Origin of the sequence: Streptomyces sp. 71268 (genome assembly GCF_029392895.1) — a bacterium.
In the GTDB taxonomy this organism is placed as follows: domain Bacteria; phylum Actinomycetota; class Actinomycetes; order Streptomycetales; family Streptomycetaceae; genus Streptomyces.
The window spans coordinates 1,900,844-1,913,073 of the sequence record NZ_CP114200.1 but is presented as its reverse complement, the minus strand read 5'-3'; the positions used below and the strand labels follow the sequence as shown (position 1 = coordinate 1,913,073).

At 72.2% G+C, this 12,230-nt stretch carries 9 protein-coding genes; 4 read left to right on the top strand and 5 right to left on the bottom strand.

Annotated elements, in window-relative coordinates; genetic code table 11:
• Positions 1-65: 65 nt before the first annotated feature.
• Positions 66-1,622 (top strand): RNA polymerase sigma factor, encoded by a 1,557-nt coding sequence (locus OYE22_RS06970; protein WP_277319591.1) that lies wholly within the window; start codon positions 66-68, stop codon positions 1,620-1,622.
• A gap of 136 nt (positions 1,623-1,758) precedes the next feature.
• Complete coding sequence (locus tag OYE22_RS06965; protein WP_277319590.1) at positions 1,759-2,577, top strand: serine protease; 819 nt, start codon at positions 1,759-1,761, stop codon at positions 2,575-2,577.
• A 113-nt stretch (positions 2,578-2,690) separates the two neighbouring features.
• Here OYE22_RS06965 and OYE22_RS06960 read toward each other — a convergent pair whose 3' ends face one another.
• On the bottom strand, positions 2,691-2,921 hold the full coding sequence (locus OYE22_RS06960) for a hypothetical protein (RefSeq protein ID WP_176164504.1): 231 nt from the start codon (positions 2,919-2,921) through the stop codon (positions 2,691-2,693).
• Positions 2,922-3,352: 431 nt separating this feature from the next.
• Between OYE22_RS06960 and OYE22_RS06955 the strand changes: the two genes are divergently transcribed.
• Entirely contained in the window at positions 3,353-5,473 is a 2,121-nt protein-coding gene (locus OYE22_RS06955; RefSeq protein WP_277319589.1) for a DNA topoisomerase IV subunit B, read from the top strand.
• A gap of 278 nt (positions 5,474-5,751) precedes the next feature.
• On the opposite strand, the gene OYE22_RS06950 is transcribed toward OYE22_RS06955, so the two are convergent.
• The 4 genes from OYE22_RS06950 to OYE22_RS06935 all read right to left on the bottom strand — a co-directional run bounded on the left by OYE22_RS06950 (position 5,752) and on the right by OYE22_RS06935 (position 10,859).
• Positions 5,752-6,432 carry a response regulator gene (locus tag OYE22_RS06950; RefSeq protein ID WP_277319588.1) on the bottom strand — a complete coding sequence of 227 codons (681 nt, stop codon included), beginning with the start codon at positions 6,430-6,432 and terminating at the stop codon, positions 5,752-5,754.
• Positions 6,429-8,021: a sensor histidine kinase gene (locus OYE22_RS06945; protein ID WP_277319587.1), complete on the bottom strand. Its 1,593-nt coding sequence runs from the start codon at positions 8,019-8,021 to the stop codon at positions 6,429-6,431. Before OYE22_RS06945 ends, OYE22_RS06950 begins: the two co-directional genes overlap by 4 nt.
• A 251-nt stretch (positions 8,022-8,272) precedes the next feature.
• A complete protein-coding gene (locus OYE22_RS06940) occupies positions 8,273-9,322 on the bottom strand; it encodes a sucrase ferredoxin (protein ID WP_277319586.1) in 1,050 nt (349 codons plus the stop codon).
• A 208-nt stretch (positions 9,323-9,530) separates the two neighbouring features.
• The gene (locus OYE22_RS06935) at positions 9,531-10,859 is read right to left on the bottom strand and encodes a citrate synthase (RefSeq protein ID WP_277319585.1); all 1,329 of its coding nucleotides are present in this window, start codon (positions 10,857-10,859) and stop codon (positions 9,531-9,533) included.
• A 129-nt stretch (positions 10,860-10,988) separates the two neighbouring features.
• Here OYE22_RS06935 and OYE22_RS06930 point away from each other — a divergent pair, with 129 nt between their 5' ends.
• The gene (locus OYE22_RS06930) at positions 10,989-12,227 is read left to right on the top strand and encodes a citrate synthase (RefSeq protein ID WP_348652189.1); all 1,239 of its coding nucleotides are present in this window, start codon (positions 10,989-10,991) and stop codon (positions 12,225-12,227) included.
• The last annotated feature ends 3 nt before the right edge of the window (positions 12,228-12,230 follow it).

Sequence of the window (12,230 nt, the reverse complement as noted above, 5' to 3'; positions counted from 1 at the left end):
GCGGTCGTCGGCTCCGGTCTACGGACGGGGCCGGAAGCCGTTTCCATCGTTCCGAGAGGTTGTTCGTGTCGGCCAGCACATCCCGTACGCTCCCGTCGGAGATCGCCGAGTCCGAGTCTGTCATGGCGCTCATCGAGCGGGGAAAGGCTGAGGGGCAGATCGCCGGCGACGATGTGCGTCGGGCCTTCGAGGCTGACCAGATTCCGCCAACCCAGTGGAAGAATGTTCTGCGCAGCCTCAACCAGGTCCTCGACGAGGAGGGTGTGACGCTGATGGTCAGTGCCGCAGAGGCGCCCAAGCGCACCCGCAAGAGCGTCGCAGCGAAGAGCCCAGCCAAGCGCACCGCCACCAAGACCGTCGCGGCCAAGACGGTCGCCGCCAAGAAGACCACTGCCGCCGCGACCGCCTCGGCGGCCACGGCCGACGACCGGGTGGGCGAAGAGGCCGAGGCAGCGCCCGCGAAGAAGGCCGCGGCGAAGAAGGCCGCGACCAAGAAGGCGGTCGCGAAGAAGGCGCCCGCCAAGAAGGCCGCCACGAAGAAGGCGGCGTCCAAGAAGGATGCCGACGAACTCCTCGACGGCGATGAGCCCATCGACGAGCCGCAGGCCGCGGGCAAGGCCGAGGGTGGCGAGGGGGAGCCCGAGAACCAGGGCTTCGTCCTCTCCGACGACGACGAGGACGACGCGCCGGCCCAGCAGGTCGCCGCGGCGGGCGCCACCGCCGACCCCGTCAAGGACTACCTCAAGCAGATCGGCAAGGTCCCCCTCCTCAACGCCGAGCAGGAGGTCGAACTTGCCAAGCGGATCGAGGCGGGCCTGTTCGCCGAGGACAAGCTGGCCAACGCGGACAAGCTTGCCCCCAAGCTCAAGCGTGAGCTGGAGATCATCGCGGAGGACGGCCGGCGGGCCAAGAACCACCTCCTGGAGGCCAACCTCCGCCTGGTGGTCTCGCTGGCCAAGCGGTACACGGGCCGCGGAATGCTCTTCCTGGACCTCATCCAGGAGGGCAACCTTGGCCTGATCCGCGCGGTCGAGAAGTTCGACTACACGAAGGGCTACAAGTTCTCCACGTACGCCACGTGGTGGATTCGTCAGGCCATCACGCGCGCCATGGCCGACCAAGCCCGCACCATCCGTATCCCGGTGCACATGGTCGAGGTCATCAACAAGCTCGCCCGCGTCCAGCGGCAGATGCTCCAGGACCTGGGCCGCGAGCCCACCCCGGAGGAGCTGGCCAAGGAACTCGACATGACCCCGGAGAAGGTCATCGAGGTCCAGAAGTACGGCCGCGAGCCGATCTCGCTGCACACGCCGCTCGGTGAGGACGGCGACAGCGAGTTCGGTGACCTGATCGAGGACTCCGAGGCCGTCGTGCCCGCCGACGCGGTCAGTTTCACGCTGCTGCAGGAGCAGCTGCACTCCGTTCTCGACACGCTCAGCGAGCGAGAGGCCGGCGTGGTCTCCATGCGCTTCGGTCTCACGGACGGTCAGCCGAAGACGCTGGACGAGATCGGCAAGGTCTACGGGGTGACGCGTGAGCGCATCCGTCAGATCGAGTCGAAGACCATGTCGAAGCTGCGTCACCCGTCTCGCTCCCAGGTGCTGCGCGACTACCTGGACTGATCGGCAGCCGTACGCTGCGTGTTTGCGGGCCGGGTCCTCCTCGGGAGGGCCCGGCCCGTTTGCTGTCCGGATGCGGGGCGCGCCCGTCTGGGTGACGCTGAGCGCACAGCTCGCTCCGCTTGGTCAGGAGGCCCGCATGCGTACCCCGCTCTCTTCGCTGTCCACTTCCCTGCTCGCGGCGCTCGTGACGGTCCCGGCCCTGCCGGGTTCGGCGGCCGCGGACGGTGTCGTCATCGGGGGCCAGCCGGTACAGGTCGCGGACGCGCCGTGGGCCGTCGCGCTGGGCAGCCGTGACCGGTTCGGTGAGGCGCGCTCGGGCCAGTTCTGCGGCGGGGTGCTCGTCTCCCGGACCACGGTGATCACGGCGGCTCACTGCATGAGTCGCGAGGTGCTGGGCGTGGACCGTGGTGCGGTCGGTGACCTGCGGGCCATCGTGGGTCGGGGTGATCTGGGCAGCGGTCTGGGTGAGGAGGTGCCGCTGCGGCGCGTGTGGGTCAATCCGGACTTCGATCCGGCGACGAACGCGGGAGACGTGGCCGTGCTCACGCTCGAACGGGAGCAGTCCGCGGAGTGGGTGATCCCCATGGCGCAGGAGGGCGATGCCGCCTACCGACCGGGCACGGCCGCGAAGGTGTACGGCTGGGGTGACACCACGGGTACCGGCAACTACTCGGCGCAGCTCATGACGTCCGAGGTGAAGATGCTCGATGACAAGCGGTGCGAGGAGGCGTACCCAGGGACCGCCGAGGGCACCTATGTGGCCCGGTCCATGGTGTGCGCCGGAGACCCGAGCGGCGGGCGTGACGCCTGTCAGGGGGACAGCGGCGGCCCGCTCGTGGCACGGGGACGGTTGGTGGGGCTGGTCTCCTGGGGGAGCGGATGCGCCCAGCCAGGCAGCCCGGGGGTCTATACGCGGATCTCGGCCGTGGCTCCGCTCGTGGAGCCACACGGGTAGTAGCGGACCGCGGAGTACCGAGGGAGAGACGAGGAGGGCGGTCCCCCCGCGCTGCGCGGGGCGACCGCCCGTCGCCGGCTACGCCGGTCCTCGCTCGTCGTGGATGCGATGTGTCAGCGTTCCTCGGTGGACGCGGACGCCGGGGCAGCGGTCAGCCGCTCGGTCTCGTCCTGTATTTCCGCGGCGATCTTCTTGAGTTCTGGCTCAAACTTGCGCCCGTGGTGGGCGCAGAAGAGCAGTTCGCCACCGCTTGTCAGCACGACGCGCAGATATGCCTGGGCGCCGCAACGATCGCAGCGGTCAGCGGCCGTCAGCGGGCTCGCGGGGGTCAGAACAGTAGTCACGTCGCCTCTTCTCTAGCTCGACGAGCTGTCGTACCAGGGTCAACATCCAACCAGGCCGAAAACGTTCCCGTTCGTGGCTTTCTCTTGAAATTTCTTTCCGAGTCGGCTGGATGGTGACGGTTGGCGGCGAATGAGCCGTATTTCGCTGGCTTACGGTTTCACGTCGCTTGTCGGTCTTGTCCCGCCGGCTGGGTTGCCGGGTTGTTCATCAGGACGTGCCCGGAGCCTAAATGGTTCATGCCTCCTTGGGAACGTGATGTACGCGTCACCCCATCGAGGGATCGAACGTACGAGCGACTCTCGATTAGCATGGGCGTTCTCACGGGTGGCGGCACAAAGGCTCTACCAGGCATCTGTACGCTTCTGACGGCGCCCAGCCCACCCCTGAGCCCGGCCGAGGGCCAGTCGAAATTCAGCGAGGAGCGAACCGCGTGACCGCCGAGATGTCTGTGCCGTCCACTGCGCTGCTGACCGGAGCAGATCGGGGCGGCTCCAACTACACCGCGCGGCACCTGCTCGTCCTTGAGGGGCTGGAAGCGGTGCGCAAGCGCCCGGGTATGTACATCGGTTCCACGGACAGCCGTGGCCTGATGCACTGCCTCTGGGAGATCATCGACAACTCCGTGGACGAGGCCCTGGGCGGTTACTGCGACCGCATCGAGGTCGTCCTGCACGAGGACGGCTCGGTGGAGGTCAGGGACAACGGGCGGGGCATCCCCGTCGACGTGGAGCCCAAGACCGGCCTGTCGGGCGTCGAGGTCGTGATGACCAAGCTGCACGCGGGTGGCAAGTTCGGCGGCGGCTCGTACGCGGCCTCGGGCGGCCTGCACGGCGTCGGCGCCTCGGTGGTCAACGCCCTCTCCGCGCGGCTGGACGTCGAGGTGGACCGCGGGGGAGCCACCCACTCCATCAGCTTCCGCCGTGGCGTGCCGGGGATCTTCACTGAGTCCGGCCCGGACGCGCCCTTCGACCCGGCGAACGGCCTGCTCAAGGGCAAGCGCGTGCCGAAGGCCAGGACCGGTACGCGAGTGCGGTACTGGGCGGACCGGCAGATCTTCCTCAAGGACGCGAAGCTCTCCCTGGACACGCTGCACGCCAGGGCGCGGCAGACGGCCTTCCTGGTGCCGGGGCTGACGCTGGTCGTCCGGGACGAGCGGGGCGTCGAGGAGGACAAGCCGGTCGAGGAGACCTTCCGTTACGACGGCGGGATCAGCGAGTTCTGCGAGTACCTGGCGCAGGACAAGGCCGTCTGCGACACCCTGCGGCTGACCGGGCAGGGCAGTTTCAAGGAGACCGTCCCCGTCCTCGACGACCGGGGGCACATGACCCCCACCGAGGTCACCCGCGACCTGGGCGTGGACATCGCGCTGCGGTGGGGCACCGGCTACGACGCCACCGTGAAGTCGTTCGTCAACATCATCGCCACGCCCAAGGGCGGCACCCACGTCTCCGGTTTCGAGCGCTCGATCACCAAGACCGTCAACGAGGCGTTGCGCGCGGCCAAGGTGCTGCGCGTCTCCGAGGACGACGTGGTCAAGGACGACGCGATGGAGGGGCTCACCGCGGTCGTCACGGTCCGGCTCGCGGAGCCCCAGTTCGAGGGGCAGACCAAGGAGGTCCTCGGCACGTCGGCGGCCTCCCGGGTGGTGGCCAACGTGGTGGCCAAGGAGCTGAAGGCGTTCCTGGGCTCGTCCAAGCGGGACGTCAAGCAGCAGGCCAGGGCCGTGCTGGACAAGATCGTCGCCGCGGCGCGGACGCGTATCGCCGCTCGGCAGCACAAGGACGCGCAGCGCCGCAAGACCGCCCTTGAGTCGTCCTCGCTGCCGGCCAAGCTGGCCGACTGCCGCAGCGACGCGGTCGACCGCAGCGAACTGTTCATCGTCGAGGGTGACTCGGCGCTCGGCACCGCCAAGCTCGCCCGGAACTCCGAGTTCCAGGCGCTGCTGCCGATCCGCGGCAAGATCCTGAACGTCCAGAAGTCGTCCATCACGGACATGCTGAAGAACGCCGAGTGCGGCGCGATCATCCAGGTCATAGGGGCGGGGTCGGGCCGCACCTTCGACATCGACCAGGCCCGGTACGGCAAGGTCATCTTCCTGGCCGACGCCGACGTGGACGGCGCGCACATCCGCTGCCTGCTGCTCACGCTCTTCCAGCGCTACATGCGCCCCATGGTCGAGCAGGGGCGGGTCTTCTCCGCCGTGCCGCCACTGCACCGGGTCGAGCTGATCCAGCCCAAGAAGGGCCAGGACAAGTACCTGTACACGTACTCGGACGACGAGCTGCGCCAGACGTTGCTGGAGCTGGAGCGCAAGAAGGTGCGCTACAAGGACAGCATCCAGCGCTACAAGGGCCTGGGCGAGATGGACGCCGACCAGCTCGCCGAGACGACGATGGACCCGCGCCACCGTACCCTGCGCCGGATCAACATCAGCGACCTGGAGGCGGCCGAGCGGGCCTTCGACCTGCTGATGGGCAACGAGGTGGCGCCGCGCAAGGAGTTCATCACCAGTTCGGCCGCGACGCTCGACCGGTCCCGGATCGACGCCTGACGGGTAGGCGCTCGCAGGGGCGCGCGAGGCCGAGGCGCGGCGCGTGTCCCCGAGGCTTCAGCGGGCCGCCAGGGCCCTCGCGCGCCAGCCGGGGCGCCGTGGCGACGCTGTGCGGCTGTCCAGGCGCCGACGGGCCGCGTCGGGGCCCCTTGGCGTGGCGCGCGGCCTTGGGAGGCCTGGTGGGGCGGCTCAGCGGCGGACAGGGCGTACGGGGCGCGCGCGGGCAGGGGCCCGGCGGCCGGAACCCAGACGGGGGCGCGGTGGGGCGAGGGGGCTGGTCAGGGGGCGCGCCAGAGGTAGCGGTGTTCGGGGCGGCCGGTTTCGCCGTAGCGCAGGCTCAGGCGTACGCGGCCGGCGCGCTCAAGGAGCTTCAGGTAGCGCTGGGCCGTCTGTCTGCTGAGCTGTGAGCGGTCGGCGACCTCCTGGGCGGACAGCGGGCCGTCGGCGCCGCGCAGCACCTGGCGTACGAGGTCCGCGGTCAGCGGGGAGTGGCCCTTGGGGAGCGTGGGCGGGCCGGCCGAGGCGCCGCCGAGGGCGCCGAAGATGCGGTCGACCTGGTCCTGGCCGGCCTCCTCGTCGGTGGCCAGCGCGCGGCGCAGCGCCGCGTAACCGTCGAGCTTGGCGCGCAGCCCGGCGAAGGTGAAGGGCTTGACGAGGTACTGGAGGGCGCCGTGGCGCATGGCGGCCTGGACGGTGGCGATGTCCCGCGCGGCCGTCACCATGATCACGTCGGTGTGGTGGCCGAGTTGGCGCAGTCGGGCCACGAGGGCGAGGCCGGTCTCGTCCGGTAGGTAGTGATCCAGCAGCACGAGGTCCACGTGGGTGCGCTCAAGGCAGGCCAGGGCCTCGGCGGCGGTGTGGGCGCGCCCGACGACGGTGAAGCCCGGTGTCCTGGTGACGTACGCGGCGTTGATGTCGGCCACCCGGACGTCGTCGTCCACGACCAGTACGTCGATCATCGAGGCTCCTCGGTGAGTGCATCCGGCAGGATGATGGTGAACTCGGCGCCGCCGGCGGCCGGGGCGCTCACGCGCGCGCTGCCGCCCTGACGCTCGGCGAGCCGGCGCACGAGCGCGAGCCCGATGCCGCGTTTGCCGTGGGTCGGTGGCGCCTTGGTGGACCAGCCTTCGGTGAAGACCAGTTCACGCTGGTCGGCGGGGATGCCGGGGCCGGAGTCGGTGACACGGACCAGGACGGTGCCGCCCTCCGCGCTCAGCTCGATCTCCACCCAGGGGTCCGGGGCGCCGGGGGCCGCGTCGAGCGCGTTGTCGACAAGGTTGCCCACGATGGTGACCAGCCCCGGCGGGTCCACCACCCGGTCCGGCAGCCAGGTGTCCGGGGAGACGCGCAGCGAGACGCCGCGCTCGGTGGCGACCGTGGCCTTGCCGACCAGCAGGGCGGCGAGCAGCGCGTCGTGGACGCGTTCGGTGACCTGTTCGGCCGTGGCCCGGTGCACGCCGACGGCCTCGGTGATGAACTCGGCCGCCTCCTCGTACAGCCCGAGCTCCAGCAGTCCGAGCAGGGTGTGCAGCCGGTTGGCGTGCTCGTGGTCCTGGGCGCGCAGGGCGTCGATCAGGCCACGGGTGCCGTCCAGTTCGCGGCCGAGCCGTTCGAGTTCGGTGCGGTCGCGGAGGGTGGCGACGGCACCGCCGTCGTCGGTGGGCATGCGGTTGGCGACGAGCACCCGTCCGTTGCTGACGGTGAGCAGGTCGGCGCCGGTGACGCGGCCGGCGAGGACGTCCGTCGTGCGGCCGAGCGGAAGCACCTCGTCCAGCGGCCGTCCGGTGTCGCTGGGGCTGAGGTCGAGCAGGCGTTGCGCCTCGTCGTTCACCAGTCGAATCCGGCCGTTCTCGTCGAGGGCGAGCACGCCCTCGCGGATGCCGTGCAGCATGGCCTCGCGTTCGGCCAGCAGCGCGGAGATGTCGGAGAACGCGAGGTCGTGGGTGCGGCGCTGGAGCCGGCGGGCCACCAGGTAGGCGGCGATCGCGCCCACCGCGAGGGCGCCGCCCGCGTACGCCAGCAGCCCGGGCACGGCCGAAAGGAGCCGGTCCCGGACGTTCTCGTACGCGATGCCGACGGAGACGGCGCCGACGATGCGGCCGTGCTCGTCGCGCAGCGGGACCTTGCCTCGGGCGGAGCGGCCGAGCGTGCCGTGGTCGATCTCCATCAGCTCGCGCCCGGCGAGCACCTCGCTGGGGTCGGTGGAGACCCGCTTGCCGATCTCGCCCGGCGAGGTGTGGGACCAGCGCACGCCCCGGCGATCCATGATCACGACGTACTCGGCTCCGGTGGAGCGCCGGATCGCCTCCGCCTCGGCCTGCACGGGCCCGCGCGCCGACGGGCGTCCCGTCCGTAGCTCGTCGTCGAGGTGGGGGCGGGTGGCGGTGGTTTGCGCGATGGCCAGCGCCCGGCGCATGGCCTGGTCGTCCAGTTGGGAGCTGAGGGGTGCGAGGAAGAGGCCGGTGGCCAGGGCCGTGACGCCGGTGGCGATGGCCAACTGCATCAGCAGCACCTGTGAGAAGACGCGCCGGGGCCACCCGATCCGCATCCGTCCGCCTCCGTTCCGTCCCCCGTCGCCACCGTGGCCGGTCCTGGCCCGGACCGGTGGAACTGCCCCTGCCGACCCGCTCATGGGGATGAACGTACGGGGACGCGGCTGCCGGTGCCGTGTGCTGAGAGCTGATGAGTGTCCGTTCTAGCGTGAGCAAAAGGAGCAGAACAGAGACAGGAACGTTTTCGCTCGGCCCCGGCGCCGCGAAACGGTCGGGTGACGGGGCGGGGCTCGGGGCGCCGGGGAGGCTAGCCGACGTCCAGCGGGGCGGCCTGCAGGGGGCGGATGGACACGACCTCGAAGCGGGCGGGGGTGCCGAGCGCGGCGCCGCAGCTTTCGGGGCGGGGCGGGTCGGAGGGCGACTGGGACAGCAGGACCCGCCAGGCGCGGCCGTCGGTGTGTGTGACGGTGGCGCTCCAGCCGGACCCGTTGGCGGGTGCCGCGTCGTGGGCGGCGTCCGTCGTGGGGTGCGCGGGCTGGGCCACCACGTCCGAGACGGTCAACGCGTCGGCCCGGTCCTCCCCGGTGTGTCGACGTACGGCCAGGTCGGCGGCCTGTCCCGGGCGGTCCCACGCGGAGCGGCCCCGCGCGCCGTCGGCGACGACGCGGCCCCGTCGCGCGGAGGCGAGCACCTCCTTGACGGAGTGGGCGGTGGCCCGGCCGTAGGCGTACCCGTACGGCAGCACGAGCAGGGTGGGGGAGAAGCGGTGGCCGCCGATGTGGGTGATCTCCCAGACGTCGGTGGCGCTGGCGGCCAGTTCCACGGCGAGTGGGCGGCCGAGCAGGGCGCAGCAGCGGTCGCGCTTGCCGTTGGTGCACACGAAGGCCAGGGGTTCGCCCTCGTACGGGCTCCACCGCGCGGGCGAGGTAGGGGCGCCCGGGGGCGAGCTGGGGGGCGCCCACGGCGCGAAGGGGCGCTGGGTGGCCAGCGGGAGCGCCCGTACGTCGCCGGCCCCCAGGGCCGCGAAGTCCAGCGCGAGCAGCGCCGCCGGGTCGCTGACCTGGGTCGTGCGCATCCACGACCGGCCGGGCAGGGTGTGCGCCGCGAACACGCGCTGCCGCGTCGGGAGGCGGCGGTCGGCGTGCCGCCCGGGCCGTCGGATCAGGGCGACGCGGACGCCGGTGCCCTCCGCGGCACGCTCCAGCGCACGGCCCACCTCGGGGTCGAGGTGACTGGCGGTGAGGGCCTTCGCGCCCCAGGGGCCGGTCTGCTCGATCAGGAGCCAGGTGCGGGCAGCGGCGGCGGTACCCGCGAGGGGCTCGGCCAGCTCCCGCGAACTGGTCGCACAGGTGCTCACGCAGGCGAGCCTAACCTGAGCTGTGGCCGCGCCCGGGTGGGACGGGCCTCCGTTGCTCACTCCGTGAGCAGCGATGACGCGACTTCAGGCGATCGGTGGCGCGCCGAGGGCGACGCCACCGGTTCCGCCGTACGGGGGACGGGAGGGTGGTGACGCGTACGGGCCGCGCGCGCCGCGCGCCGCGTACGCCGGTTCCCGGGGGCGCGCGCTACGGCATCGGCTGGGGCGGCTTGGGCCCCCGGTAATGGCCGCGGGGGCGCATGCGCAGGGGGTGCTCGGTGTACTCCTCCAGCGCGTGCGCGATCCAGCCCGCCACCCGGCCCACCGCGAACACCGTCTCGCCGGCCTCGGGCGGCATGTCGGCCGACACGGTCAGCACGGCGAGCGCGAGGTCCACGTTGGCGTGCGACTCCGTGCGCTGGGCGGCCGTCGCCGCCACCTCGCGCGCGGCGGCCAGGGCGTCCGCCGCGCTGGGCACCTCCGCGAGCAGCGCGAACAGCGCCTGCGCGCGCGGGTCGTGCGCCGGGTAGAGCCGGTGCCCGAGCCCCGGGACCCCGCCACCGGCGCGCAACTGGTCCGCCACGACGGCCGCCGCGCTCCCGCGCTCCAGCACCTCCGCCAGCATGCGGTGCGTGAGCCCGCTGGCCGCGCCGTGTAGTGGCCCGTCCGCCGCGCCGAGCCCGGCGGACACGGCCGCGTACGGATGGGCCCGCGCCGAGGCCGCCACCCGGACGGCCAGCGTGGACGCGGCCAGGTCGTGGTCGATGAGCAGCACGAGCGCGCTCTGGAGCGCGCGTAGCGAGGCGGGGTCGGCGGGGCGGGGCGAGAGCCGTAGCCAGAGCTGCTCGGCGATGCTCGGCGACAGCGGGTCGGCGCTGGGGGCCGCGTGCTCGCCGGAGTGGGGCGCGTCGGCCGCCGGCACGCGCTGCCCCGGCGCCGGGGGCAGGGCGTCCACCAGCGTGGCGATCAGGCTGCGGGCGCTGGCCAGCACCGTCCGCTCGGTCAGGTCGAAGCGGAGCGGGTCCGCGGCCCCGGCGGCGATGGCGGCGACCCGCAGCCCGTCCATCGGGCCGCTGTGCGCGGGGAGCGCCGAGACCGCCCGGCGCGCCGCGGCGCGGGTCTCCGGCGGGGCGGTGAACCGGACGCCGGGGCTCAGCTGCCCGGTCCACAGCCACTCGGCCACCTCCTCGTACCCGTGCCGCCGTGCCAGCGCCGTGGCGTCCACGCCGCGGTAGGAGTACCGGTCCGGCTCGATGAGGGTGATGCCGGTGCGCACCACGGTCTCCCCGGGGGCCGGCTGTCCCTGGGGCCGCTCCGCGGCCTCGCGCCGTCCGCGCCGGAGCAGCGCCTCGACCTCGCCGGCGTCGAAGGTGCTGCCCCGCGCGCCCGACGCGCGCCGGCTGGTGAGTTGGCCGCGGCTGACGTACGCGTACACCGTCTCGGGCTTGACGCCGAGTAGCTCGGCGGCCTCGCGCGTGGTCAGCCGGCGCTCGCCGCGACCGGTCTCTGGTTCGGTGTTCGACTCCGTGTCCGCCATGACCTCACCGTATCCATGCCGATGGACTTCCCTCCATATATTGATTCACTTCGCTCTAATCAATATTGACAGCTCGATCATGCGTACTGGACAGTCAAAATCAATGTGAAGCGAGAAGGGGAGTCGAAGATGCCGATTCAGGAGTCCGAAGCAGTCGCTCAGGGGCCGCGCGCCCCCCTGCCGGCCGGCGGCGAGCAGCCGCCCTCCGGAGGCCGGACGCGGGACGGTGCGCCGGTCGAGGTGCCGCGCGGGCTCGCGGGAGTCGTCGTGACCGACACCGCGCTCGGTGACGTCCGTGGTCGCGAGGGCTTCTACCACTACCGCCAGTACTCCGCCGTCGAACTCGCCGAAAGCCGCACCTTCGAGGACGTGTGGCACCTGATGTTCTACGGAGAGCTGCCGGACGCCGCGCGGCGCGCCGCGTTCACCGCGCGGACCACGGCCCTGCGCCGGCTCCCCGAGGCGCTGCGGGCCGCGCTGCCCGGCATCGCCCGCGCCAGCGGGCCGTCGGGGCCGCTCGCCGGGCTGCGCACCGCGCTCTCCCTGCTCGGCGCGTCCGCCGGGTTCCGGCCGCTGTACGACATCGACACCGAGCGCCGGCGCGCGGACGCGCTGGCGGCGTGCGCCGCCGTACCCACGTTGCTCACCGCGCTCCACCGGCTCGGCGAGGGCCTTGAGCCGGTCGAGCCACGGGACGACCTCCCGTACGCCGCCAACTACCTCTACATGCTGAGCGGTACCGAGCCGGAGCCGGAGCGCGCTCGCGCCGTCGAGCGGTATCTGATCTCCACCGTGGACCACGGCTTCAACGCCTCCACCTTCACCGCCCGCGTGATCACCTCCACCGGCGCCGATCTCGCCGCCTGCCTGGTGGGGGCGGTGGGCGCGCTGTCGGGGCCGCTGCACGGGGGCGCGCCGAGCCGGGCCCTGGACACGCTCGACGCCATCGGCACCCCCGACCGGATCGACGCCTGGATCAGGGAGCGGGTGCGGGCGGGGGAGCGGATCATGGGGTTCGGGCACCCCGTCTACCGCACCGAGGACCCGCGCTCGCGGATGCTGCGCGGCGTGGCACAGGGCTTCGGCGGCCCGCTCGTGGACTTCGCCGTTGAGGTGGAGGCCCAGGTGGAGGCGATCCTGGCGGAGCTGAAGCCGGGGCGCGAACTGCACACCAACGTCGAGTTCTACGCCGGCGTCGTGATGGAACTGTGCGGGCTGCCGCGTGCCATGTTCACGCCGACGTTCGCCGCGGCCCGCGTGGTCGGCTGGAGCGCCAATATCCTGGAGCAGGCGGAGGACTCGAAGATCATCCGCCCGGCGGCCCGCTACGTCGGTCCGCCACCGCCGCAGCCCGTGCCCACCGTGTGAGAG